Origin of the sequence: Neobacillus niacini, assembly GCF_030817695.1 — a bacterium.
GTDB classification, from domain to species: Bacteria; Bacillota; Bacilli; order Bacillales; family Cytobacillaceae; genus Neobacillus; species Neobacillus niacini_F.
Map to the genome: position 1 here is coordinate 1,728,356 of NZ_JAUSZQ010000002.1, position 25,432 is coordinate 1,753,787.

At 39.2% G+C, this 25,432-nt stretch carries 20 protein-coding genes and 1 other annotated feature; of the genes, 19 read left to right on the plus strand and 1 reads right to left on the minus strand.

What is annotated here, in order from left to right:
• The first annotated feature begins 41 nt into the window (after positions 1-41).
• Both lon and yihA read left to right on the plus strand, forming a co-directional pair.
• A complete protein-coding gene (gene lon, locus QFZ28_RS08850) occupies positions 42-2,366 on the plus strand; it encodes an endopeptidase La (protein WP_307194284.1) in 2,325 nt (774 codons plus the stop codon).
• Positions 2,366-2,947, plus strand: coding sequence for a ribosome biogenesis GTP-binding protein YihA/YsxC (yihA, locus tag QFZ28_RS08855; protein ID WP_307194285.1), 582 nt, complete (start codon positions 2,366-2,368; stop codon positions 2,945-2,947). The genes lon and yihA overlap by 1 nt, the downstream gene beginning before the upstream one ends.
• A 149-nt stretch (positions 2,948-3,096) precedes the next feature.
• Here the strand turns inward: yihA and QFZ28_RS08860 are convergent, their stop codons facing one another.
• Positions 3,097-3,585 carry a LiaI-LiaF-like domain-containing protein gene (locus QFZ28_RS08860; protein WP_307194286.1) on the minus strand — a complete coding sequence of 163 codons (489 nt, stop codon included), beginning with the start codon at positions 3,583-3,585 and terminating at the stop codon, positions 3,097-3,099.
• Between the two features lie 227 nt (positions 3,586-3,812).
• Between QFZ28_RS08860 and hemA the strand changes: the two genes are divergently transcribed.
• The 17 genes from hemA (at position 3,813) to QFZ28_RS08945 (ending at position 25,423) form a co-directional block, all read left to right on the plus strand.
• Complete coding sequence (gene hemA, locus QFZ28_RS08865; protein WP_307194287.1) at positions 3,813-5,153, plus strand: glutamyl-tRNA reductase; 1,341 nt, start codon at positions 3,813-3,815, stop codon at positions 5,151-5,153.
• A 12-nt stretch (positions 5,154-5,165) separates the two neighbouring features.
• Positions 5,166-5,999, plus strand: coding sequence for a cytochrome C assembly family protein (locus QFZ28_RS08870; RefSeq protein WP_307194288.1), 834 nt, complete (start codon positions 5,166-5,168; stop codon positions 5,997-5,999).
• A 12-nt stretch (positions 6,000-6,011) separates the two neighbouring features.
• Positions 6,012-6,950 (plus strand): hydroxymethylbilane synthase, encoded by a 939-nt coding sequence (gene hemC / locus QFZ28_RS08875; protein WP_307194289.1) that lies wholly within the window; start codon positions 6,012-6,014, stop codon positions 6,948-6,950.
• On the plus strand, positions 6,944-7,717 hold the full coding sequence (locus QFZ28_RS08880) for a uroporphyrinogen-III synthase (RefSeq protein WP_307194290.1): 774 nt from the start codon (positions 6,944-6,946) through the stop codon (positions 7,715-7,717). Before hemC ends, QFZ28_RS08880 begins: the two co-directional genes overlap by 7 nt.
• 32 nt (positions 7,718-7,749) lie before the next feature.
• Entirely contained in the window at positions 7,750-8,727 is a 978-nt protein-coding gene (gene hemB, locus QFZ28_RS08885; protein WP_307194291.1) for a porphobilinogen synthase, read from the plus strand.
• A gap of 26 nt (positions 8,728-8,753) precedes the next feature.
• The gene (gene hemL / locus QFZ28_RS08890; RefSeq protein WP_307194292.1) at positions 8,754-10,040 is read left to right on the plus strand and encodes a glutamate-1-semialdehyde 2,1-aminomutase; all 1,287 of its coding nucleotides are present in this window, start codon (positions 8,754-8,756) and stop codon (positions 10,038-10,040) included.
• 157 nt (positions 10,041-10,197) lie between these two features.
• A complete protein-coding gene (spoVID, locus tag QFZ28_RS08895) occupies positions 10,198-11,289 on the plus strand; it encodes a stage VI sporulation protein D (protein WP_307194293.1) in 1,092 nt (363 codons plus the stop codon).
• An 85-nt stretch (positions 11,290-11,374) separates the two neighbouring features.
• Positions 11,375-12,412: a spore coat protein YsxE gene (gene ysxE / locus QFZ28_RS08900; protein WP_307194294.1), complete on the plus strand. Its 1,038-nt coding sequence runs from the start codon at positions 11,375-11,377 to the stop codon at positions 12,410-12,412.
• A gap of 385 nt (positions 12,413-12,797) precedes the next feature.
• Positions 12,798-13,033: a binding site (T-box leader), on the plus strand.
• A 69-nt stretch (positions 13,034-13,102) separates the two neighbouring features.
• Positions 13,103-15,748 (plus strand): valine--tRNA ligase, encoded by a 2,646-nt coding sequence (locus QFZ28_RS08905; RefSeq protein ID WP_307194295.1) that lies wholly within the window; start codon positions 13,103-13,105, stop codon positions 15,746-15,748.
• A 73-nt stretch (positions 15,749-15,821) separates the two neighbouring features.
• Complete coding sequence (locus tag QFZ28_RS08910) at positions 15,822-17,144, plus strand: bifunctional folylpolyglutamate synthase/dihydrofolate synthase (RefSeq protein WP_307194296.1); 1,323 nt, start codon at positions 15,822-15,824, stop codon at positions 17,142-17,144.
• Positions 17,145-17,215: 71 nt separating this feature from the next.
• Positions 17,216-18,931: a sensor domain-containing diguanylate cyclase gene (locus QFZ28_RS08915; RefSeq protein WP_307194297.1), complete on the plus strand. Its 1,716-nt coding sequence runs from the start codon at positions 17,216-17,218 to the stop codon at positions 18,929-18,931.
• 210 nt (positions 18,932-19,141) lie between these two features.
• The gene (locus tag QFZ28_RS08920; RefSeq protein ID WP_307194298.1) at positions 19,142-19,585 is read left to right on the plus strand and encodes a type IV pilus modification PilV family protein; all 444 of its coding nucleotides are present in this window, start codon (positions 19,142-19,144) and stop codon (positions 19,583-19,585) included.
• Entirely contained in the window at positions 19,570-19,998 is a 429-nt protein-coding gene (locus QFZ28_RS08925; RefSeq protein WP_307194299.1) for a PilW family protein, read from the plus strand. The genes QFZ28_RS08920 and QFZ28_RS08925 overlap by 16 nt, the downstream gene beginning before the upstream one ends.
• A gap of 8 nt (positions 19,999-20,006) precedes the next feature.
• Entirely contained in the window at positions 20,007-21,419 is a 1,413-nt protein-coding gene (locus QFZ28_RS08930) for a DUF7305 domain-containing protein (RefSeq protein ID WP_307194300.1), read from the plus strand.
• A 258-nt stretch (positions 21,420-21,677) separates the two neighbouring features.
• Positions 21,678-22,436, plus strand: a complete 759-nt coding sequence (locus tag QFZ28_RS08935; RefSeq protein WP_307194301.1) for a hypothetical protein — start codon at positions 21,678-21,680, stop codon at positions 22,434-22,436.
• 20 nt (positions 22,437-22,456) lie between these two features.
• Positions 22,457-23,743: a VanW family protein gene (locus QFZ28_RS08940; RefSeq protein ID WP_307194302.1), complete on the plus strand. Its 1,287-nt coding sequence runs from the start codon at positions 22,457-22,459 to the stop codon at positions 23,741-23,743.
• Positions 23,744-23,761: 18 nt separating this feature from the next.
• The gene (locus QFZ28_RS08945; RefSeq protein WP_307194303.1) at positions 23,762-25,423 is read left to right on the plus strand and encodes a GspE/PulE family protein; all 1,662 of its coding nucleotides are present in this window, start codon (positions 23,762-23,764) and stop codon (positions 25,421-25,423) included.
• Positions 25,424-25,432: the final 9 nt, after the last annotated feature.

A 25,432-nucleotide genomic window follows, 5' to 3' on the forward strand; every position in this document is an offset into this window, starting at 1 on the left:
CAGCAACAAACATTGATTCATGCATGTGGAGGTGCAATTTAATGGCGAAAGAGAGAGAATTGATCGTCCCCCTCCTGCCGCTTCGAGGGTTGTTAGTATATCCGACTATGGTCCTGCATTTAGATGTTGGCCGCGAAAGATCGGTTGAAGCCCTTGAAAAAGCGATGGTAGATGACCATTTAATTTTTTTAACAACACAAAAGGATATTGCAATAGACGATCCATCGGAAGAGGATTTATACCAAATTGGTACATTAACGAAGGTTAAACAAATGCTTAAGCTTCCAAATGGAACCATTAGAGTTTTGGTTGAGGGACTAAACAGAGCAAAAATACAATCATTTCATGATGAGGACGAATATTATGCTGTCAGCATTGTGACATATGATGAAACTGTAACAAAGGATGTAGAAGATCAGGCATTAATGAGAACAATGCTTGAGTATTTCGAGCAATACATAAAGTTATCTAAAAAAATCTCTGCTGAAACCTACGCTTCTGTCGTAGATATTGAGGAACCAGGTAGAATGGCGGATATTATTGCTTCACATTTGCCAATCAAACTGAAGGAAAAACAAGAAATTCTTGAGACTATTGATGTTAAGCAACGAATGAATATGGTTATTTCTACTATTCAAAATGAAAAAGAAGTGCTGAATCTTGAGAAAAAGATTGGGCAGCGCGTGAAGCGTTCCATGGAAAGAACGCAAAAGGAATATTACCTTCGTGAGCAAATGAAGGCGATTCAGAAGGAATTAGGCGATAAAGAAGGTAAAACCGGTGAAATCGCGGAACTAACGGAGAAAATTAAGAACGCGGGTATGCCTGAGCATGTTCAGGAAACCGCATTAAAGGAACTTGACCGCTATGAAAAAGTGCCATCAAATTCAGCAGAAAGTGCTGTTATCCGTAACTATATTGAATGGCTGATTACGATACCATGGACGAAGAAGACGAATGATGATATTGATATTCTTCGTGCCGAAAAGATACTCAATCAGGATCATTTCGGTCTTGAAAAGGTAAAAGAACGTGTGTTGGAGTTTTTATCTGTTCAGAAACTGACCAATTCCTTAAAAGGTCCAATCTTGTGCCTTGCTGGTCCTCCAGGAGTAGGAAAAACAAGCTTAGCACGCTCAATTGCCAATTCATTAAATCGTAATTTTGTCCGTATATCTCTCGGTGGTGTTCGTGATGAATCGGAAATTCGCGGTCATCGTAGAACTTATGTAGGGGCAATGCCAGGTCGGATTATCCAAGGTATGAAAAAAGCCGGCACGATTAATCCAGTCTTTTTATTAGATGAGATTGACAAAATGTCCAGTGACTTCCGTGGCGACCCTTCCTCTGCCATGCTTGAGGTATTGGATCCGGAACAAAACCATAATTTTAGCGATCATTATATTGAAGAAACATATGACCTTTCAAAAGTCATGTTTATTGCAACTGCCAATAACTTGTCAACGATTCCAGGTCCACTTTTAGACAGGATGGAAATTATTACGATTGCCGGTTATACAGAGATTGAAAAAGTTCATATTACAAGAGACCATCTTCTGCCAAAACAGATTAAAGAAAATGGACTTACTAAAGGTATTCTCCAAGTGCGTGATGATGCGATTCTTAAGGTGGTTAGATATTATACACGTGAAGCAGGAGTGCGGAGCCTCGAACGACAAATGGCGACCATCTGTCGTAAGACGGCTAAAATCGTTGTTTCCGGTGAGAAAAAACGTGTGGTTGTTACCGAAAAGAATGTTGAGGAGTTCCTTGGCAAGCCTAAATTCCGTTATGGTCAAGCAGAAACAGAGGATCAGGTCGGAGTTGCGACTGGTCTCGCTTACACAACTGTTGGTGGGGATACATTGCAAATCGAAGTGTCTCTAGCGCCAGGTAAAGGAAGACTCGTGTTAACAGGTAAATTAGGGGACGTCATGAAAGAATCCGCGCAGGCGGCATTTAGCTATATTCGTTCTAAAGCCGGTGAGCTTGGAATTGAAGAAGATTTCCATGAAAAATATGATGTCCACATTCATGTTCCAGAAGGTGCTGTTCCAAAAGATGGTCCATCTGCAGGAATTACCATGGCGACTGCACTTGTGTCAGCGCTAACGGGCAGAGCCATTCGCCGTGAAGTAGGAATGACAGGTGAAATCACGCTAAGAGGCCGGGTGCTTCCAATTGGCGGATTAAAGGAAAAAACACTCAGTGCTCATCGAGCAGGATTAACCAAAGTCATTCTCCCTAGGGATAATGAAATGGATATCGATGATATACCAGAAAGTGTTAGAAATGAAATAGAGTTTGTGCTTGTTTCACATGTCGATGAAGTACTGCGGCATGCACTAGTAGAAGGTGGATTGTAATGAAAGTAGTTAGTTCCGATATCGTCATCAGTGCCGTCAGGCCAGAGCAGTACCCCGAAACAGATTTACCTGAATTTGCATTAGCAGGCCGTTCAAATGTTGGAAAGTCATCTTTTATTAATAAGATGCTAAACAGAAAAGGGCTTGCGAGAATTTCGTCAAAGCCCGGAAAAACACAAACGTTAAACTTTTATTTGATCAATGAAATCCTTCACTTTGTCGATGTTCCTGGTTATGGATACGCTAAAGTTTCGAAGTCCGAGCGTGCTGCTTGGGGAAGAATGATTGAAACGTATTTTACCTCTCGAGAACAATTAAGGGCTGCCGTTTTGATTGTTGACTTACGACACCCGCCAACACAGGATGACGTCATGATGTATGGTTTCTTAAAGCATTATGGAATTCCGTGTATTATCATCGCAACAAAGGCGGATAAAATCCCAAGAGGGAAATGGCAGAAACATTTAAAAGTAACCAAGGAAACACTCGATTTAGAAGAAAATGATCAAATCGTCCTTTTCTCATCAGAAACAGGTGAAGGAAAAGATAAAGCGTGGTCTATATTGCAGAGTTATATGTAAGCTCTTTTCCTTAAGAAAAGAGCCTGCAAACTTAATTTCGAGCACAAAATAGTTTGTTCCGCGTTAAAATCGGCTTTAGGATTTTAACACCTACCATTAGGAGAACAGTCTATATGTAAGAAAAACGTCAGGCAACTTTAGCCTGACGTTTATTTTTTTCTTTTAAAAAGAAAGTAGATACCGACCAGAATAATAATAGCTGGCCAAAACTTCCAAACAAAACTTAACCCATTTTGAAGTAATCCAAGGTATTCGGCAACTTTGTCGTAAAATAATAGCAATAATGCCAATACTAAAAAGAGAAACGCTTGAAACAAACCATTATTCGTTTTTTGAAAACGTAGAAAATAGCCAATCGATATAAATAATACAAGCATGCCAATCGTGTTGTTTGGCCAGATTAAGATTTTTCCGGCCAAATGGTAATGAAGGCCAAAACCAGCGATGATGACTCCTGGTAAGATTGCTTCATGATCGTTCGCAGAGTATCCCTGTCCTAAAAAAGCGATGCCGATAATAATAAGAAGTGTCGGCCAGGAATACAATGTCTGTAGAGCGGTAAATCCAGATTGCTGCAAGAATAGAAAGGCTCCAAAGCCTATGAGAATAATTCCAGGAAAAATACGCTGATTCTTCATTTTAACACCACTTCCAGAAAGGTTTACTTGAATCTAGTCTATTTTTTTGGTACTGTACATAAGACGATATATTTATTAATTACTAAACTTTTTTCCTAATTATATTAACATATACTTTCGTTTTCTGTTCACATTTTTCGGGTAAATGTTGAAAAAACCCGTGTTATAATCAGACTAGTTAATAATTTATTTTCTTTTTGTATTACTTATTGGGGGGGTCTTGAAAAATGCATATTGTAGTTATCGGTCTAAACTATAAAACTGCCCCTGTGGAAATCCGCGAGCGGTTGACATTTAATGAAGCCGAGCTTGGGGATGCAATAAAAAAATTAAATACTAAAAAAAGCATCCTTGAAAATATCATTGTTTCTACGTGTAATCGTACTGAAATTTATGCGGTTGTCGATCAGCTGCATACTGGACGCTATTATATTAAAGAATTTTTATCTGAATGGTTCGGAATTGAACAATCGGAGTTTTCACCTTTTCTATTTGTTTATGAAGAAGACGGGGCTATTGAGCATTTATTCAAGGTGGCATGCGGCCTTCATTCAATGGTATTAGGGGAAACACAAATATTAGGGCAGGTTCGTACAAGCTTTATGTTAGCTCAAGAACTAGGAACGACAGGTACCGTCTTTAATCAGCTTTTTAAGCAGGCGATTACACTTGCGAAGCGCGGACATGCTGAAACAGATATTGGTGCCAATGCGGTCTCAGTCAGCTATGCTGCCGTTGAACTAGCAAAGAAAATCTTCGGTTCTCTCGAGAATAAGCATGTTCTCATTTTTGGTGCCGGTAAAATGGGTGAGCTGGCTGCGCAAAATCTACATGGCAATGGTGTAAGAAAAGTTACCGTGATCAATCGTACATTTGAAAAGGCACAAGTTCTTGCTAACCGTTTCGCCGGTGAGGCCAAAACCGTTGATGAACTTCAAAATTCATTGATTGACGCTGATATTCTGATCAGCTCAACAGGAGCAAAAGATTTCGTCATTACAAAAGCAATGATGGAAAAAGTAGAGAAAAAGCGTAAGGGCAAGCCATTATTTATGGTTGATATTGCTGTTCCGCGTGACTTAGATCCAAGAATCGCAGAGCTTGAAAGTGTCTTTTTGTATGATATCGATGATTTAGAAGGAATTGTTGAGGCAAATCTTCAGGAGCGGAAGAAAGCGGCACAAGTCATCATGCTGATGATTGAAAAGGAAATTGTTGATTTCAAGCAATGGCTCGGATTGCTGGGGGTAGTTCCTATTATCTCGGCTCTAAGAGATAAGGCAGCTGCTATTCAATCCGAAACGATGAACAGCATTGAACGCAAGCTCCCTCATTTATCAGACAGAGATATTAAGGTGTTAAATAAACATACAAAGAGTATTATCAACCAGCTGTTAAAAGATCCTATCTTACAAGCAAAAGAATTGGCTGCTCGTCCAGACGCTGAAGAGGCATTGGATTTATTTATGAAAATATTTAATATTGAAGAGCTTGTAGAAAAACAAACGAAAGCAGCCGAAACGAATAATGCAGTGGTTCATGTACCGCAGGCTTCCTTTCAGTCATAAGAGGTACTGAATATGTTTGACTTCCATATGACGCGGCTGCACGAATTGACAGTAGTCCTATATGCCTTCAGTGTGTTGTTATATTTTTTTGATTTTCTACACCATAACCGGAAGGCAAACCGTATCGCCTTCTGGTTACTTGCGTTTGTATGGGTTTTACAAACCGTCTTTTTAACTTCCTATATGATAAAGACCGGAAGATTTCCTGCATTAACAATTTTTGAAGGTCTTTATTTTTATGCTTGGGTATTGGTAACTCTATCACTTGGAATAAACCGTCTATTAAAAGTCGATTTCATCGTTTTTTTTACAAATATACTTGGCTTTATTGTCATCGCGATTCATACGTTTGCACCGATTAACTATGATTCACATGTCATAAGTAATCAGCTAATGTCTGAGCTCTTGCTTATACATATCACAATGGCCATTCTATCTTATGGGGCCTTCTCTGTGTCTTTTGTCCTTTCACTTCTCTATCTGATTCAATATGATTTATTGAAAAGGAAAAAATGGGGAACAAGACTTTTAAGAATTGCAGATTTAAGTAAGCTAGAACGTTCCTCTTATATATTAGTAGTCATTGGGGTTCCCATGCTGTTACTAAGTCTGATCCTGGGATTACAATGGGCCATTTTAAAGGTTCCAGGAATGCCATGGTACGATATGAAAGTTATTGGTTCATTTCTTCTATTAACCGGATACAGTATCTATTTGTACCTGCGTATCGGTAAAAATATGTCAGGCAGACAATTAGCACTATGGAATGTCGGTTCTTTTTTAATTGTATTAATTAACTTTTTCTTATTTGGTCAGTTATCATCATTTCATTTTTGGTATTCATAACAGGAGGCAGTCATGAGAAAAATTATCGTAGGTTCAAGACGCAGCAAATTGGCTCTAACTCAAACAAACTGGGTAATTGAACAGCTGAAGAAGCTTGGCGGCAACTTTGAATTTGAAGTAAAAGAAATTGTCACAAAAGGCGACAAAATCCAAGACGTCATGCTTTCAAAAGTAGGCGGAAAAGGTTTGTTTGTTAAGGAAATTGAGCAAGCCATGCTGGATAAAGAAATAGATATGGCCGTACATAGTATGAAAGATATGCCAGCTATTCTACCAGAGGGTCTTACTATTGGCTGTATTCCTTTTCGTGAGGACCATCGTGATGCCCTTATTTCAAGAGATCATATTAAATTAATGGATTTGAAGCCAGGTGCAATTGTTGGTACAAGCAGCCTTCGCCGCAGTGCGCAGCTTTTAGCAAAACGCCCTGATTTAGAAATTAAATGGATCCGCGGAAATGTTGATACGAGATTACAAAAGCTTCAAGATGAAGAATATGACGCGATTATCCTAGCTGCTGCAGGTCTTTCCCGCCTTGGCTGGGCAAAGGAAACGATCACTGAATTTATCGATGCCGATATGTGTGTTCCAGCTGTTGGTCAAGGAGCATTATCAATCGAATGCCGTGAGGATGATAAAGAACTCCTTGAACTGTTTGAAAAATTCACTTGCAAGAAAACTGAAAGAGCGGTTAAAGCAGAACGTGCTTTCCTTCATAAAATGGAAGGAGGCTGCCAGGTGCCGATTGCTGGTTTCGGCTATATTGCTGATAATGATGAAATTGTTCTAAATGTTTTGGTGGGTTCTCCTGAGGGTCAGGAAATCTACAAAGAAGAACTCAGAGGGACTAACCCGGAAGAGCTTGGTATTCAGGCAGCAGACCTATTAATTGAAAAAGGAGCTAAGGACCTGATTGATCGGGTTAAACAGGAGCTCGAAGGTCAATGCTAGAACCATTTGGTTTGAAAGACAAAAAGGTCCTGGTACCTCGCGGAGCAGGTCAGGCAAAATCCTTTTCACAACTTGTCGAAAAGTATGGAGGGATTTCAATCGAAATCCCTCTTATTGCATTTCGTCCCATAGAACTCACAGCACAGCTGCAACGTGCTTTAAATGAGATTCATACATATAACTGGATTATTTTTACTAGCAATGTCACGGTGGAAACGTTCTTTTCTTTTTATAAAAATAAAAACCATAACTCATTTCCGAAAATTGCTGTGATCGGCAGGAAAACAGAAGAGGTGTTGCAAGAAAGAGGGTATAAAGCTGAGTTTGTACCGTCTGCCTATGTGACCGAGGTATTTGCGGACGAGTTCTTGCCTATCGTGCCAAGTGGTTCGAAAGTGCTAATCCCAAAGGGGAACCTGGCAAGGGAATATATCTCTACTTCTCTTAGAAACCATGATGTACTGGTAGATGAAATCATTATCTATGAGACGTACATGCCAAATGAGAGTCGTGAGAAACTTGCAAAAATGCTTTCTGAGGATCAAATTGATATATTAATGTTTACAAGTCCTTCGACTGTTAATCACTTTATGCGTGTTGTAAAGGAGTATAACCTCGAGAGTCATATTAAAAGATGTGTGATTAGCTGCATTGGTCCCGTTACAGAGAAGAGATTACTTGCACATGGCTTGCCCATTCACGTTTCTCCGGAGGAGTATACGGTTAAAGAAATGATCCAAAGTACGATTCAATTTCTAGAAAAATAATATTCGAAAATAGAATTTGGGGGTAAATATAAATGCAACTTCAATTTTCACGTCATCGCCGATTACGTACTAGTGCTAATATGCGTGCACTCGTTAGAGAAAATCATCTAACACCCGACGACTTCATCTATCCGTTATTTATCTATGAAGGCGAAAACATTCGCAGAGAAGTTTCTTCTATGCCAGGTGTATTCCAAGTATCAATGGATAATCTAAAAGCTGAAATGGACGACATTGTTGCACATGGAATTAAGTCCGTTTTATTATTCGGCATTCCGACGACAAAAGACAAGTGCGGTACACAAGCATTTCATGATCATGGCATTATCCAAGTGGCAACCCGGTGGATTAAAGAACATTATCCAGAAATAATTGTTGTCGCTGATACTTGCTTGTGCGAATATACCAGCCACGGACACTGTGGAATGGTGGAAGGCGATAAAATCTTAAATGACGAATCGCTTGAATTACTTGTAAAAACAGCTATCGCGCAAGCTGAGGCAGGTGCAGATATTATTGCTCCTTCCAATATGATGGATGGCTTTGTGGCTGCGATTCGTGCAGGTTTAGATGAAGCTGGATTTAAAGATATCCCGATCATGTCTTATGCAGTTAAATATGCCTCTGCCTTTTACGGACCATTCCGTGAGGCAGCAGAAGGAGCACCACAGTTCGGTGATCGCAAAACCTATCAAATGGACCCTGCAAACCGAATGGAAGCATTCAGGGAAGCAGAATCCGATGTCGCTGAAGGTGCCGATTTCCTAATCGTGAAACCAGGTATGCCGTACCTTGATATTGTTCGTGATGTTAAAAATAACTTTAATCTTCCTGTTGTTGCTTATAACGTCAGTGGTGAATATTCCATGATCAAAGCAGCGGCTGCAAACGGCTGGATTGACGAGAAACAAACGGTGATGGAAATGTTAATCGCCTTCAAACGTGCAGGCGCAGACCTTATTATTACCTATGCTGCAAAAGACGCGTGCCGCTGGTTAAAAGAACAATAATTACTATCTGAAAAGAGGAACAGAGAATGCGCTCATATACAAAATCAGTAGAAGCATTTAAAGAAGCTCAAAACTTAATGCCTGGCGGTGTAAACAGCCCCGTACGTGCGTTTAAATCTGTAAATATGGATCCGATTTTCATGGAACGAGGTAAAGGTTCGAAAATCTATGATATCGACGGCAATGAATATATCGATTACGTATTATCTTGGGGACCGCTAATCCTCGGTCATACAAATGACAGAGTGGTTGAAGGTATTAAAAAGGTGGCTGAGCTTGGTACAAGCTATGGTGCACCGACATTAATGGAAAATGAATTGGCTAAGCTTGTGATTGAACGTGTACCATCAATTGAAGTTGTGAGGATGGTTTCATCCGGAACAGAAGCAACGATGAGCGCACTTCGCTTAGCACGCGGCTACACAGGCCGTAACAAGATTTTGAAGTTTGAAGGCTGTTACCATGGACATGGTGATTCCTTATTAATTAAAGCGGGCTCTGGTGTCGCTACACTTGGATTACCAGACAGCCCTGGAGTACCTGAAGGAGTCGCTAAAAACACGATTACAGTGGCATACAATGACCTTGAAGGCGTTAAATATGCGTTCGAACAGTTCGGTGATGATATTGCTTGTATTATCGTTGAACCAGTTGCAGGGAATATGGGTCTTGTACCGCCGCTTCCTGGATTCTTAGAAGGTCTTCGCGAAATAACTTCCGAAAACGGAGCATTGTTGATTTTTGATGAAGTAATGACGGGATTCCGTGTTGGCTACAATTGTGCGCAAGGCTATTTCAATATCACTCCTGATATCACATGTCTTGGAAAAGTAATTGGCGGCGGGCTCCCAGTTGGCGCTTACGGCGGTAAAGCCGAAATTATGCAGCAAATTGCTCCGGCAGGACCAATCTATCAAGCAGGTACACTTTCAGGAAACCCGCTTGCGATGACGGCTGGGTATGAAACATTAAAACAATTAACACCAGAGCATTACGAAGAGTTCAAACGCTTAGGTGATTTACTTGAAAAAGGAATTACCGCAGCGGCTGAGAAATATGATATACCTGTTACCTTTAACCGTGCTGGTTCTATGATTGGTTTCTTCTTTACCAAAGAACCTGTCATCAACTATGAAACTGCAAAAACTTCTAACCTAGAGTATTTTGCTGCTTACTATCGTGAAATGGCTGAACAAGGAGTATTCCTTCCTCCATCTCAATTCGAAGGATTGTTCTTGTCCACCGAGCATACCGACGAAGATATCGAAAAAACAATAAAAGCAGTAGAAATTGCTTTCTCAAAACTTAAATAATTTTTCCAGGCACTCACCTTATAGTAGGTGGGTGTTTTTTGCTGGAAAAAAGTCATTCATATAAGAAGGCTTTTTTTATCATAATTAAAAGCTTTTGTTCATAGAGTGTAAGTGACATAGTGATTTTGCTTAAAAGGAAACGAAAGGAGGAGTCGCTTTGTCTCAGGAGAATCAATCGTGCCTGCGATTTTCCTTGGAGGAGTCTTTGTGGTTTAGAAAAGGACAGGAAGTAGATGAACTTGTGTCGATTTCTCTAGACCCGGATATCACCATCCAGGAAAATGATCAATACGTAACCATACGTGGTTCGCTGGAGTTAACTGGCGAATATAGAATTGACCAGGAAAGTACAGTGGATGAAGAAGAAAATGTACCTAACCAAAAGTATGTAGAAAGAGTGGATCCACAAGAGGAAGGCATTTGTGAATTTTCGCACCGTTTTCCTGTCGATATTACCATTCCTAACAATCGGATTCAAAGCATTTATGATATCGATGTGATTGTGGAGTCATTTGATTATTCCATTCCAGAGCGCAGCTGTCTTAAACTTTCTGCAGAACTGACTATCAGTGGTTTGTATGATTCAACACAACAAGAAGAGGAAGAAGTTGTTGTGGAAGAAGAAGAGTTTGAAGTTCTCCATCGCTATCAGGCAGAAGTTCCTAGAGAAGAAGAAGAAGCAGAACAAGAAGAGAATCAATTTGAGGATACTTTCTTGTTTGAAGCTGAAGCAAGGAAACAGCCAGAAGAGGAAAAGGTTGAAGCTTTTCCGAAATTCCCAACCTTTACGTATCAAGAGCCTGAAGAAGAGGAAGAACCTCAACAGCCAAAACAGCCTGTTGTTTTTGAACATGCAAGAAGTGAAGCAAGTGAGCCTGTCCAGGAGATAGAGGAAATCGTCGAGGAAGCTCCTGCTCCTGCACAGGAGGTAGAGGAACCAGCAGAAGCAAAAGAACCAGTCCTAGAGGAGAGTTCTTCCTCCCCAGAAGCACCACCGAAACAAGCCAAAAAGAAGGCCACAAAGAAGAAAACAATGACATTAACGGAGTTCTTTGCCCGCAAGGAAGACAGCTCCGATCAAGCTAGATTAAAAGTTTGTATTGTTCAAAAGGGCGATACGCTCGATAGTCTTGCTGACCGTTATTCGGTATCAGTTCCTAATCTGCTGCGTTACAATAATCTTGAGCCGAATCAAGATGTATTTGAAGGTCAAGTATTATATGTACCTGTCGCACTAGCAAAAAAATAATCAACTAAACATATGGTGAGCGGGTTTTAAACCTGCTCACATCTTTTTAAGGAATTTGCTCTGGCTGAAAGGCAGATGAATGTCGATGCGCGACACAAATCAGGTAGATTCACTGATACCCATATTAAATAACTACCAAGTAAAACCTTATTTTGTTGAGGAACACGGCAATATTAAGAAAATCTATTCCAATAAAGGAACCTTTGCCTTGAAGAAAATGGACCCGACAACTGGCACCGATTTTATTAGACATGTTCATCTTCTTTACCAAAAAGGCTACAATCGAATTGTCCCTATCTATCCGACTATGGACGGAAGATATGCTGTCCTCCATGATAAAGCTTTATATTACTTAATGCCATGGATGTCGAATGAAATAAAGGAAGACCGGACCCAGAAACACCAGCAGCTCTTTCGTGAGTTGGCAAGGCTGCACACACTTTCCGCTAAAGAAATCAGCGTGAATAAAGAGGAGCGGACCGAGCATTACGAAAAAACGATTGAGGTGCTCGATAAGAATCAGGAGTTCCTGGACGGCTTTATTGATAAATGTGAAAAAAAGACGTATATGTCCCCATTCGAATTGTTGTTTTGCTTATACTATAACGAAATAAGTCAGGCACTTCGTTTTTCTAAAACCAAATTCGAAGAATGGTATGAAAAAACAAAGGATGAAGAAAAAGCACGAATGGTCATTACCCATGGAAAAATATCATCCGAGCATTTTCTTTATGACAATAAAGGATACGGTCATTTTATTAACTTTGAGAATGCCCGCTATGGCTCACCGATTCATGATTTATTGCCATACTTATCTCGTTCCTTTAATACCCAGCCACAAAGAAATGATGAAGCTATTGAGTGGGTTTACCACTACTATAAATATTTTCCCTTCAAGGCGGATGAAAAACTGCTATTCTTTAGTTATTTAGCTTATCCAATCCCGATTATCCAGGTGGTCGAAAAGTATTATAAAAAAGAACAGCCGAAAAACGAGCTGAAGTTTGTGCGAATGCTCCAGCGGAAATACTGGCATTTAAAGAATTCCGAATATGTTGTCATGAGAATGACAGAAATCGATGAGCAAGAAAAGCAGGCAAAAGAAGGAGCCCAGCAGCAGTAATCATGCTATTTGGGCTCTTAAACAACTTCAAAATATATAGAAATAGCTATTGCAATAAACACTGCTAACAAAAGTACATCAAACACAGTGGGAATAAAAATGGTTCGTATTAATTGAAAAATCGTAAACGGCAAAATTAGCTGCTCGCATACTCTCCTAGTGGTTCGATACCAGGGGAGTGTAGGAGTATTTAGTGATAAATTTCCTCCGCTTCATCTCTTCCTTCCTCTCCAAAATGGCATTTCTTTTATGTATATTCTTCCGGCATATTGAATTCCCCTAATTCCTTAACGTTTTTTTCAAAAGAGTATATAATATAAAAAAATTGGTTATCATTATTGACGTCAATAGCCTTTTTTGGGTAGTATAAACAGTATAATTAAAAACATAAGCAAAGACAGGGAAGAGTACGAAGTCAACCTGCTAAAAGAGAGGGAACCATTAGCTGAAAGGATTCCTAAGCAGACACTCGGAAGGTCGCCCTCGAGCTTCTTCAGCGAACGGATTCATGAATCCTACTAGTTGAAGACGGATCAAATCCGTTATAACATTTAAGAGCCAATCAATATTTTATGGTTGGAAAAAAGGTGGTACCGCGAAGCAACTCCATTCGTCCTTTTATGACGAATGGGGTTTTTTGTTTGCCTAGTTTACTTAAAAGACAGAAAGAGAATTAAAGGAGATGGTCAAATGGAAACAAAAGAAATTACGATGCCGACTAAGTATGATCCTCAGTCGATTGAGCAAGGCCGCTATGATTGGTGGCTAAAAGGAAAGTTTTTTGAAGCACAGAATGATGAGGGCAAGCAGCCATATACAATCGTTATTCCACCGCCAAACGTTACTGGAAAGCTCCATTTAGGGCATGCTTGGGATACAACATTGCAAGATATCGTTACACGAATGAAGCGGATGCAGGGGTATGATGTACTCTGGCTTCCTGGTATGGACCATGCTGGTATTGCTACCCAAGCGAAGGTTGAAGAAAAGCTTCGTGGCGAAGGCAAAAGCCGTTATGATTTAGGACGTGAAAAGTTTGTTGAGGAAACATGGAAGTGGAAGGAAGAATACGCTTCTCACATTCGTCAACAGTGGGCAAAGTTAGGTTTGGGATTAGATTATAGCCGTGAGCGTTTCACTTTAGATGAAGGTTTATCAGCAGCGGTACGTGAAGTATTTGTCACTCTTTATAACAAAGGTCTTATTTACCGCGGCGAATACATCATAAACTGGGATCCATCAACAAAGACTGCATTATCCGATATTGAGGTTATTTACAAGGATGTTCAAGGTGCATTCTATCATATGAAATATCCGTTAGCAGACGGTTCAGGACATATTGAAGTTGCAACCACTCGTCCAGAAACGATGTTAGGTGATACAGCAGTTGCGGTTCATCCAGAGGATGAGCGTTATAAACATTTAATTGGTAAAACGGTTATCCTTCCGGTCGTTGGCCGTGAAATTCAAATTGTTGGCGATGACTATGTAGATATGGATTTCGGTTCTGGGGCTGTTAAAATTACACCAGCACACGATCCGAACGATTTTGAAATCGGCAATCGTCATAATCTTGAGCGTGTTCTTGTTATGAACGAAGACGGCACCATGAATGACAGAGCTGGAAAGTACAAAGGCATGGACCGATTTGAGTGCCGTAAGCAAATAGTTAAAGACCTCCAAGAACAAGGCGTTCTTTTCAAAATTGAAGAGCATTTGCACTCCGTTGGTCATTCCGAACGAAGTGGGGCAGTGGTTGAACCTTATCTTTCCACACAATGGTTTGTTAAAATGCAGCCACTTGCGGATGAAGCCATCGCGCTGCAAAATAAAGAAAATAAAGTTAACTTTGTTCCAGAACGTTTTGAAAAGACCTATCTGCACTGGATGGAAAATATCCGCGACTGGTGTATTTCCAGACAGCTTTGGTGGGGTCATCGAATTCCTGCATGGTACCATAAAGAAACAGGTGAAATATTTGTAGGTCACGAAGCACCAGCCGACAGCGAAAATTGGGAGCAGGATAAAGACGTCTTAGATACTTGGTTCAGTTCGGCACTATGGCCGTTTTCAACGATGGGCTGGCCAAATGTAGAAGCAGAGGACTTCAAGCGTTTCTTCTCAACAGATGTACTTGTAACCGGTTATGACATCATCTTCTTTTGGGTATCCCGGATGATTTTCCAAAGCCTTGAGTTTACAGGTGAACGTCCATTCAAAGATGTTCTAATCCACGGTTTAGTTCGAGATGAACAAGGACGTAAAATGAGTAAGTCTCTTGGTAACGGTGTAGATCCAATGGATGTTATCGACAAATATGGTGCCGATGCTTTACGTTACTTCCTTTCAACCGGAAGCTCACCAGGTCAGGACTTACGCTTCAGTTTTGAAAAGGTTGAATCTACTTGGAACTTTGCTAATAAAATTTGGAATGCCTCTCGTTTTGCCTTAATGAATATGGATGGCATGACATATGATGAAATCGATTTTAGCGGTGAAAAATCAGTTGCAGATAAATGGATTCTAACTCAATTAAATGAAACCATTGAAACGGTTACAAAGCTTTCAGAGCGTTATGAATTTGGAGAAGCGGGTCGAGCTCTTTACAACTTCATCTGGGATGATTTCTGTGATTGGTATATTGAGATGGCAAAGCTTCCATTATATAGTGATGACGAAGCAGCTAAGAAAACCACTCGTTCAATCCTTGCACATGTGCTTGATCAGACGATGCGTTTGTTACATCCATTCATGCCATTCATTACCGAGGAAATCTGGCAGAACCTTCCACACAGTGGAGAATCAATCACAACTGCAAAATGGCCGGAGGTAAATCCAGCATACAGTGATGAACAAGCTGCACAAGAAATGAAGATGTTAATGGAAATGATTCGCTCCGTTCGAAACATCCGTGCCGAAGTAAACACACCAATGAGTAAGAAAATTAAAATGCTTGTTCAGGCAAAGGATGATTCAGTTTTAGCAGCACTTGAAAAGAATCGTGCCTATATTGAAAAGTTCTGTAACCCAGAAGAATTACAAATGGGAACCAACCTTGAAACACCAGAAAAGGCTATGACGGCTGTAATTACCGGATTGGAAATCATTCTTCCACTAGAAGGATTGATTAATATCGAAGAAGAAATTGCCCGCCTTACAAAAGAATACGATAAATTTACAAAAGAAGTAGAAAGAGTTGAAAAGAAACTCAACAACGAAGGCTTTATGAAAAAGGCACCGGAAAGCGTTGTTGCTGAAGAACGAGCAAAAGAAAAAGACTATCGCGAAAAAAGAGCGTTAGTAGAGGCTCGTTTAAATGAGCTAAAAGGTTTATAATAAAAAGAAATTGAGACGAGTCCTTTAGTAGGATTCGTCTTCTTTTAGAATAAATAAAGTTGGGGTGCCATACATGTTTACAACCTATAACGAAGCCCTTGGATGGATTCATGGAAGATTAAGACTCGGCATTAAACCAGGTCTTACTCGCATGGAATGGATGATGGAGAAATTAGGTCATCCTGAATTAAAAATGAAAACGGTCCATATTGGCGGTACAAATGGCAAAGGTTCGACTGTAACCTTCTTGCGGTCGATTCTCGAAGCAGCTGGCTATTCGGTTGGTACTTTTACATCACCATATATTGAACAATTTAATGAACGAATTTCCGTTAATGGTAAGCCAATTAGTGACGAAGAAATATTAGAATTGACCAATGTAATTGCTCCGCTTGCTGACGAACTCGAAGAAACGGAGCTTGGTGGACCAACTGAGTTTGAAGTCATCACAGCCATGTCTTTCTATTACTTTGCCAATGTAAATCAGGTGGACATTGTACTATATGAAGTGGGTTTAGGGGGGAGATTCGATTCCACCAATATTATTCAGCCAATAGCTTCTGTCATTACAAACATTGGACTTGATCACACGAACATCCTTGGTCATACGTACGGGGAAATTGCATTTGAAAAGGCAGGTATAATAAAAGAACAGATTCCTGTATTCACTGCTGTAAAAAATCAGGATGCCATTAACGTAATAAAAGAACAGGCTGATAAAAAGCATGCTTCACTTTTTATACTCAATCAGGATTTCTCGATTACTTCACACTGTCCACAAGAAACCGGTGAGGTGTTTACTTTAAGTAGTGATAATCATCTATTCGAGCAATTAGAAATTAGTATGATTGGTCAGCATCAAACAGAAAATGCTGCATTAGCAGTCATGGCAGCGCAATCGATTAATAGTCATGAAGAATTTGTAATTTCAGAAGATGCAATAAGGACAGGTCTAAAGAAAGCATATTGGCCTGGCAGGTTAGAAATACTGTCTAAAAATCCACTCGTCATTATTGACGGTGCTCATAATGATGAGGGAATTTCGGCACTTGTTCATGAACTTTCAAATCGGTATTCTAACAATACTATTCATATTGTATTTGCAGCTTTAAAGGACAAAAAGCTAGACAAAATGATCGCTCAATTGGATCAAGTTGCCGATGAAATCTCATTTGTATCGTTTGATTTTCCACGAGCAGCAGAAGCCGTTGATTTGTTTTCACTTAGTCATTCGAAAAATAAAAGGATCGGCGTGCAGTGGGATTCTTATCTTGCCAAATGTATCCACAATCTAAAGCCTGATTCCATACTAGTTGTTACTGGTTCTTTATATTTCATCTCTGAGGCAAAGCCATACTTAAGTGAATTTTTGAAAAACAATAAAATTTCATTATGACAAGTTAAAGTATTTTTGATAATATTAGTATATCTCAATTTCAAAATAATGGTAGTGGGAGGGGGAGTGAAATGGCCGTTCAAGCGAAAGCTAAAAAAGCAATTTTCCTTGTCTGGTTACTGCTAGTTCCAGCAGGAATGTGGTTTACCTATCAAACTTTTCCTCCTCACTTCTCAGGACAATGGTGGGATTTATTAGCCTTTTTGACGTTAACGTCTGTAGTGGCTTTTATGCCAATGGTCATTAATAATACTCCTATCTTTTTAATTCAATGGGTTTCACTTGCAACATTTTTAAGTTTTGGTTTGTTCATCGAAATGATTTTTGCCCAAGCCGCCGTAATTTTGTTACTGTTAAGGCTCCGTGTTCAAAAGGAACAATATTTCCGTATACCGTTAAATTTGATCATGTTTTTCCTTGTATCTTTGGTAAGCGGAGCTATTTACTACGCACTTGGTGGACAAACTGGCCCCAGTTTAATCAATGACCCACACGCTATATGGCTTGCAGCTGTTTATACAATAGTAAATTACTTGCTAAATCAAGTTATTATTTCATTCTATTTATATTTCATATACAAAAGTAAAGAATCTTACCTTGGGAAAGATTTCTTCGTTGAGACCATCACGACATTTATTACCTTGCCGCTTGGCTTTGTACTATATATGTTTTATAACCAACAAGGCTTATTAGCTTTATTGATTGTAGCCGTTCCATTTGCGAGTTTATCTATGATTTTTAAACTTTATTATTCAAGTGTGAAAATTAATGAATATCTACAAAAAGCGGCTGAAATTGGCCGCCAAATGGCAGAACGTCTTGAGGTAGATGGAGTGATTGACCTTTTCATTCAAAAGTTGAGTGAAATGCTACCGGTAGACTACGCTTATATTTTTGATGTTGTTAGTGAGGACGAGCTTCAATTAGTCCGCCGTATTCAGTGTGGTACTGGAATTACCACAGAAAATGTTAAAATCAAAAAAAGCCAGGGCATAAGTGGTTATGTATGGGATAAGGGAAAAGGCTGCTTATATCATTCAAAAAAAGATTGGAAGCCCTTTTCTAAAGGCCATCTCCCAAGTGATGCAGAAAGTATATTAGCCGTACCAATTGTAAGAAATAAAAAAGTCATTGGGGTATTAATGGTCGCTTCAAAGCAAAAAAGAGCGTATGAAAACTCTCAGTTGATGATTGTTGATATTCTTTGTTCCTATTTTGCGGTTGCAATTGATAACGCAAAGCATTATGAACTAACAAAGACACAGAGCGAACGCTGTGCGTTAACGAAATTATATAATTATCGTTTCTTTGAGAAATTACTAACAGAGGAATTTGATAAATTATTTCACTTCGAACGCAAGGTCTTATCGTTAATTATCCTTGATATTGACCATTTTAAAACGGTAAATGACACATACGGACACCAAAGTGGAAATGAAATTATTTGTGAACTGGCAGCAAGATTAAATAATCTTGTAGGTTCTAGGGGAACAGTTGCTCGATATGGCGGCGAGGAATTTGTTGTTCTGCTTCCTGAAGCACATAAAGAAGAAGCTTACGAAATGGCCGAAATGATTAGACAGGGAATTGCCAAATGGCCTTTTACATTACAGCAATCATTAGATCTTACTCAACACCAGGTGAAAATAACCGCCTCCATCGGAATCGCAACAGCACCTGAGGATGCAGAAGACCCACTAGCATTGATTCGACATGCGGATAGGGCGTTGTATGTTGGGGCGAAGAGGGCAGGAAGAAACCGAGTTGCAGAGTACTCGTCGTGTTAATACCCGGATGAATTTTATAAAAGGTTGAACCATATTTATTCAATGGTTCGACCCTTTTTTTCGTTTTGTTTACCTTTTATTTGTAATTGTAAAGTAAATATCATACTGTTAAACTGGAATTGATATTATGAGCAAAAAATACAATAAAATACATATATTCTACTATATTAATATAAAAATCAAATTTATGAAGGAATTGGGTGATGACGGATGAACGAAAAAGGGATGACGATTATTGAAATATTAGCTGCAATTGTTATTTTGTCGATCATTGTTGTTTCTCTTTTATCCGTTTTTGTTCAATCAGCACGTTCCAATCATGTTTCCAAAAATATTGTTGACGCTACCTATGTCGCGGAAAATGAAATCGAAGAGGTGTATAGTCAGATAAAAGCTTCAACCTCTCTTGGAACTCTTACAACGCCTGCTGGATACACCGAAAAGAGCAAAACAACAGAAAATGCAGTTTATGAGAAAAGTATCCCAAAACATTATATTTACCTTGAGCTAATATCCCCAGCCGTTCCGGCCGATCCAGCTGTTCCAGCCGTTGGAAATCCATTGGTCACAGTAAAAGTAAAAGTTTATAAAGATCACACAAAGGCAGTGCAAGAGGCACAAATGGAGATGGTAGTACAATGGAAAAAACAATAAAACAAGTGTTGAGCGAAAAAGGGGTAACATTAGTAGAGGTTTTAGCAGGATTAGCCCTTCTTTCAATGGTTCTTCTCCTAGTTAACTCTGTTCATTTATTTAGTCAGAAACAGACCGTAAGTCAAACGAAAGAAGTTCAGCAGCAATCCGACGTTAGACTTGCTTCTAATCTCTTAACAAAAGAGATTAGAAGAGCTGAAAGTGTTCTAGTAGTCAGTCCTGTAGAATTTGAAATCAAAAAAGCAACAAGTACAACTCCTGACAAATATCTGTACGATGGCAAAGACCTATTAAAAAATAGTCTGCCATTAATTAAGGATATACCAAGTTTCACTATCGAAAAGAATTCTGAGGAAAGTATTTCCCTGACCATCGGCAGCCTCCCGAAAACAACCATTATGATTAGGAAATAGGTGAGAAAATGAAAAAATGGTACCAGTTTTTAAAATCAAATAATAATGAGCAGGGAATGGCTTTAGTTGCTGTTTTAATGGTATTTGTTGTTGTTTCAATTTTGGGGGCTAGTATGATGGGACTAGCTGCCTCTAACCTTAAGATGAGCACAGGGGAAAGGAGTCAGCAATCAACTTATTATATTGCCGAATCTGGTGCTGTCTTCATGATGAACGAAGTAACTCAGAAGGTACAAGAAGCCTATACCGCTGCAAGTAACCGAGATCAATTCTTTGAGCTTGTAGAATCAAAGTTTGTTGCAAATAATTATTATTCAGACCGAAATTACACTAGCTTTGAGAGGTCCTTTGGAGACCAGCCAAATGCGAGGGTTAGAGTAGAAGAAGTAGATGCTGATATTGGAAAATATAAAATTATTTCATCCGGTACGATAAATAATAAAACTAGAACTGTTGAGCAAGAGTTAAATCTTAGGTGGAGTATGCAGTTTCCACAAACAGCTGTCTTTGTAGATAATACGATAACAGTTGAAAGTGGCAGTGCCATTATTAATGGATCAATTGGAACAAATTCAATTGCTCCTAAAGCAATAACCTTGCATGATCCGGGAAGTATCCAAAGTGGATCCGAGATTATTGTGGGTCCATACGCACCAAACCAAGGGAGAGATGTTGTATACCCTTCTTATTCGAATATTAGTGTATTAGATGAAGAAATCCCTTTAGATTTAAAGGAATTTAAAGCAGCACCTGTTCTCCCATATCCAGACTTTGTAAGCCTTTATGTCGGGACTAGCACAAGCCCAATTAATATCGCCGTTAAGAGTAATAACGGAGATTTATCGATTAGTCAGGGTAATGGCAGCGTTTCAACCATAAATATGACCGATACAATGGTATTACGTGATTTGACGATTAACGATCAAAACACATTAAACATTAAAATCGAGGAAAATAAAACTCTTGAATTGCATGTTAGAAACTTGAACGTCAGTGGAACGTTGAATGTAGTTGGAAACGGGAAATTATCGATTTATGTCGATGGTAATTTAACTTTCCATAATGGTGTAATAAATCAGAATGCGGATAATCGTGATAAATTAAGTATTTATTTGAGAAAGTCTACTACGGCTACTCCGAAAACCATTACTGCTTCTTCAACCCCGACAGGAATAAACTGCAGTATTTTTGCTGAAGATGCAAAATTTGATTTCACTGGCGGTACCTTTCGCGGGAAATTTGTGACTGGTGGACCAGTAACAATTGGAGGTAATAATGTCATTGAAGGTGCCATTGTGGCTGATTCGTTACATTTAAAAGGTAATTCTACTATCACATTTGTTGAAGAGGATCATATTAATCTCCCTTTTCCTTCGTTTATCATAGATCCAGTAAATCCTACGCCAGTTCGCGAAACGTAATGCTTTTATCGTAAATTTATAGAATAACTTTCCACCACCTTTTAAGGGATAGTGTTCCGTTTTGGTACTATCATCCTATGAAGGTGGTGTTTTTTATTTTTATCTCTATAAATAATTTCCACCTTCTTTTAAACTAAGACAAAATATAATACAATACGTAGTAGGCGAATTATGTCTATTTTTAATGAAAATGCACTAAAAAGATAGTTTTTTGAATAAAATTGTAGTTTAACAGAGAAATAGAAGGGGAGTTAATGTATGCAAACAATCATATGGGCCTTTGGTGCTATGCTGCTTCTGCTGTTGATAGTATCCTTTTTACCGCTTAATTTCAATCTAAAAGGAAAGTTTACTGTGGTTTTGTCAGCTTTTTTTATAGCACTAGGCGGTCTTGCTGCTGTTACTTTATTTCCAATTTGGCAGACATTATTGATTTTGCTTGTGTTAACTTTCTTTACCTCCTATGTTTTGGACAGCCGTTTAGGAAATGCATTATATTCTGCATTCGTAACTGAAGAAGATTTTAGCGATGATAAAAACGAAATCCATTTTTCGAAAACGGAAAAGAAATCTGAATTTGATTCACTAGAGCTTGATGAACTTGACACAGTCATACCTTCTACGATAAAGATTTCTGCTAGTTTGTCACCATCTGAACCGGAAACGATCGAGAGTTTAGATGATAGTCTAGAAGTACCATTTCTCCTCCAAGATAGTAAAAGTGACCAAATAGATGATGAGGAAACGGATGAATTGCCAATAACTGATGGTTACTTGGCGGATATTGAAAATTTGCTTTTAGAAGAAACAGGAAACGTAGTAGAACCTGCGGAAGACGATTGGCTTTCTGAGCTGACTGACCTTGAAGAGATGGAAGCGAAGGAAAATAAGAATAAAGAAGAAAACCAATTAGACGATGGTGAATTGGAAATTCTTTTTGCCTTTAAGGAAGCGGCTGCTGGTAACAATGATCCTCTAGAGAATGAAAGTTCACATAAAAAGGTTGTACTAGAATAGTAGAGAGAGGGGCAAGCTGGTTGTCTAAATATCAACGTCTTATAAAACTATTCGTGGTGCTTTTTTTCGGCACTGCATTTATATTTAGTTTTTCTCATTTTGGTGCTAAGGCATTTGAAAATTTTACGGGTGCTGATGGGAAATTCTCTCAAGGAACAACAGTTGGGTCTATTGACGTCTCTGGTAAATCAGAGAGCGAGGCGATTGCCTTATTAGAAGAAAAGTATGTCGACTGGGTGAAAAATACTAAGTTAGAACTGCAATACAGTGAACTAATCGTTCCATTTGATACAAACCTGTTCCATTTTGATTCTGCACAAACTTTATCATCCATTATCGACGGGCAGCAAAACCAAGCGGTTATTACTATTGACTTGCTGCAAGTAGGAGAACAAATACAAATTCTCTTCCCTCAGATTGACAGCAATAAACTTGAACTTACGAAACTAACTTCGGACTTAACCAATACGGCATCACAGTTTAACAACGGTTCTTTTATTTTTAATATCAGTAAAGATTATTTAATTACCGATCCAGCTTTAAAAAATGCGGTCATAAGTGAGGCAATTGTAAGGTTAACGGATGTTTCGAGTGAATTACAGTCTGTTATTGACGCCAACCCAGAAATTCTCCTAGACAAAAAAGTTGTCTTTTCATTATTAGAATATGCCAAAACTCAGAAGATAGAAAATTCCTCAGTCTTAAGCGTTCTTGCAACAGGTATTTATCAGGCAGTCCTGCCAACTAATTTTACCATTACTGAAAGAAATATTAGCAGTGCGCTCCCTGATTATGCTTTGTTAGGGATGGAAGCAAAGGTTAATGCTGCAAATGGTTCAGATTTGGTTATTGTTAATCCAAATGAGTCATTGTACACGATAGAACTTCGTTTAGAAGGCAATAATCTGATAGTGACGTTAAGGGGCGAAAAGCTTCTTTACAATTATGAAATTACAAAAAAAGATGAACAGCAGTTAAAACCGAAGACCATTAAGCAATATAGTCCATTGGTCCTGTCTGGAAATATAAAGGTACAAACTGAAGGTTCTGATGGGAAAATAGTCAAGGTATATCGAGATATCTACCAAGAAAGTCAATTGATAAAAAGTGAATTAATTTCCGAGGATTATTACCCGCCGGTATATCGTGTTGAAATACATGGATTAACGGGAGCGGAAAACACTGTAACACCGGCAGGCCGTACACCAGCTGCAACTCCTGATCCGAACGGAACTCAAACTCCGCCATTACTTGAAGATCCTAATGATAATGGCCTATGGGGGAAACCGAATGAGCAACCTAAATAAAGTTAGAAGTGATATGAAATGAAACAGGGTCGAAAAAGACTTGGAGATTTGTTAATAGAGGAAGGGTTAATTACTCCGGAACAACTGCAAACCACTTTAGCTGAAAAGCCTCCAAACCAAAAAATCGGCGATGCCCTCTTGCAAAGAGGGTATATAACCGATCAACAGTTAGCAGAAGTTCTTGAAGTCCAATTAGGAATACCGCATGTCAATCTCTTTCACTATCCATTTGATACCAATCTTTTTTCGCTAATATCAAAAGAGACGGCAAAGCGTAATTTAATTATTCCGCTAAAACGAGAAGGGAACAAGCTTTATGTAGCGATGGTAGATCCAATGGATTTCATTGTGATTGATGACCTTAGACTGTCTACGGGTTTTCAAATTGAAACGGTCATTGCGACGAAGGATGGCATCTTAAGATCAATCAATAAATATTACAACGTTGATCAAGATTTAGAGGAACTGTTTGATGATATTGGTGGGAATGAGCGCGGACGAGATGAAGATGTAACCGACTTAGATTCACCGATTGTCCGTCTTGTTAACCAGCTGCTGACCAATGCGGTTATTCAAAAGGCGAGTGATATTCATATCGATCCGCAGGAAACAAAGGTGGTTGTTAGGTATCGTGTCGATGGGGTATTGCGGGTTGAACGCGTTCTCCCTCGCCATATGCAAAGTGTGTTAACGGCAAGAATAAAAATTATGTCTAATCTCGACATCACGGAACACAGGATACCACAGGATGGACGGATTAAAATAAATCTTGAATTCCATCCGATTGACCTTCGTGTATCGACATTGCCGACAGTCTATGGTGAGAAGATTGTTATGCGGATACTCGATATGGGTGCAGCTTTAAATGACTTAAGTAAAATAGGCTTTAATGCCCTTAATTTAAAGCGGTTCTCTGAATTAATTGAACAGCCGACAGGGATTGTGCTGATCACGGGACCAACGGGTTCAGGGAAATCCTCCACCCTTTATGCGGCACTAAATAAACTTAATAGTGAGCAAGTTAATATCATTACGATTGAGGATCCAGTTGAGTACCAGTTGGAGGGTATAAACCAGATTCAAGTAAACACGAATGTCGGGATGACCTTTGCGGCCGGACTTCGTTCGATACTCCGGCAAGATCCGAACATTATCATGGTCGGGGAAATTCGTGACAAAGAAACGGCCGAGATTGCCGTCCGTGCTTCGTTAACCGGTCACTTAGTGTTAAGTACGATTCATACGAATGATTCACTAGGAACAGTTACAAGGCTTATTGATATGGGGGTTGAACCGTTTTTGATTGCTTCGTCATTAAGTGGGATTGTGGCCCAGCGTCTTGTCCGTAAGGTTTGTCGTGATTGTAGAGAGCTGCAGGAAGCAACCAAGCGGGAAGTGGAGATTTTCGCAAGACGCGGAATAAAAATTGATAAAGTCAATCGCGGTAAAGGCTGTCCGTCATGTAATATGACAGGATATAAGGGTAGAATTGCCCTTCATGAAGTTCTTGTCATCAATGATGATATGCGCAGGGCTGTCATGAACGACGACTCTATCCAAAACTTAAAAGAGCTTGCGATTAAAAATAAAACAATCTTTTTAATTGATGATGGTCTATTAAAGGTGAAACAAGGTTTAACCACGACTGAGGAAATATTACGCGTAGCCATATTGGAGTAGGAGATAAAC

What these genes read in the sequence shown, in the direction of transcription:
- lon (WP_307194284.1), top strand. Translation starts at nt 42, where the DNA reads ATGGCGAAAGAGAGAGAATTGATCGTCCCCCTCCTGCCGCTTCGAGGG.
- yihA (WP_307194285.1), top strand. Translation starts at nt 2,366, where the DNA reads ATGAAAGTAGTTAGTTCCGATATCGTCATCAGTGCCGTCAGGCCAGAG.
- QFZ28_RS08860 (WP_307194286.1), bottom strand. Translation starts at nt 3,585, where the DNA reads ATGAAGAATCAGCGTATTTTTCCTGGAATTATTCTCATAGGCTTTGGA.
- hemA (WP_307194287.1), top strand. Translation starts at nt 3,813, where the DNA reads ATGCATATTGTAGTTATCGGTCTAAACTATAAAACTGCCCCTGTGGAA.
- QFZ28_RS08870 (WP_307194288.1), top strand. Translation starts at nt 5,166, where the DNA reads ATGTTTGACTTCCATATGACGCGGCTGCACGAATTGACAGTAGTCCTA.
- hemC (WP_307194289.1), top strand. Translation starts at nt 6,012, where the DNA reads ATGAGAAAAATTATCGTAGGTTCAAGACGCAGCAAATTGGCTCTAACT.
- QFZ28_RS08880 (WP_307194290.1), top strand. Translation starts at nt 6,944, where the DNA reads ATGCTAGAACCATTTGGTTTGAAAGACAAAAAGGTCCTGGTACCTCGC.
- hemB (WP_307194291.1), top strand. Translation starts at nt 7,750, where the DNA reads ATGCAACTTCAATTTTCACGTCATCGCCGATTACGTACTAGTGCTAAT.
- hemL (WP_307194292.1), top strand. Translation starts at nt 8,754, where the DNA reads ATGCGCTCATATACAAAATCAGTAGAAGCATTTAAAGAAGCTCAAAAC.
- ysxE (WP_307194294.1), top strand. Translation starts at nt 11,375, where the DNA reads ATGCGCGACACAAATCAGGTAGATTCACTGATACCCATATTAAATAAC.
- QFZ28_RS08905 (WP_307194295.1), top strand. Translation starts at nt 13,103, where the DNA reads ATGGAAACAAAAGAAATTACGATGCCGACTAAGTATGATCCTCAGTCG.
- QFZ28_RS08910 (WP_307194296.1), top strand. Translation starts at nt 15,822, where the DNA reads ATGTTTACAACCTATAACGAAGCCCTTGGATGGATTCATGGAAGATTA.
- QFZ28_RS08915 (WP_307194297.1), top strand. Translation starts at nt 17,216, where the DNA reads ATGGCCGTTCAAGCGAAAGCTAAAAAAGCAATTTTCCTTGTCTGGTTA.
- QFZ28_RS08920 (WP_307194298.1), top strand. Translation starts at nt 19,142, where the DNA reads ATGAACGAAAAAGGGATGACGATTATTGAAATATTAGCTGCAATTGTT.
- QFZ28_RS08925 (WP_307194299.1), top strand. Translation starts at nt 19,570, where the DNA reads ATGGAAAAAACAATAAAACAAGTGTTGAGCGAAAAAGGGGTAACATTA.
- QFZ28_RS08930 (WP_307194300.1), top strand. Translation starts at nt 20,007, where the DNA reads ATGAAAAAATGGTACCAGTTTTTAAAATCAAATAATAATGAGCAGGGA.
- QFZ28_RS08935 (WP_307194301.1), top strand. Translation starts at nt 21,678, where the DNA reads ATGCAAACAATCATATGGGCCTTTGGTGCTATGCTGCTTCTGCTGTTG.
- QFZ28_RS08945 (WP_307194303.1), top strand. Translation starts at nt 23,762, where the DNA reads ATGAAACAGGGTCGAAAAAGACTTGGAGATTTGTTAATAGAGGAAGGG.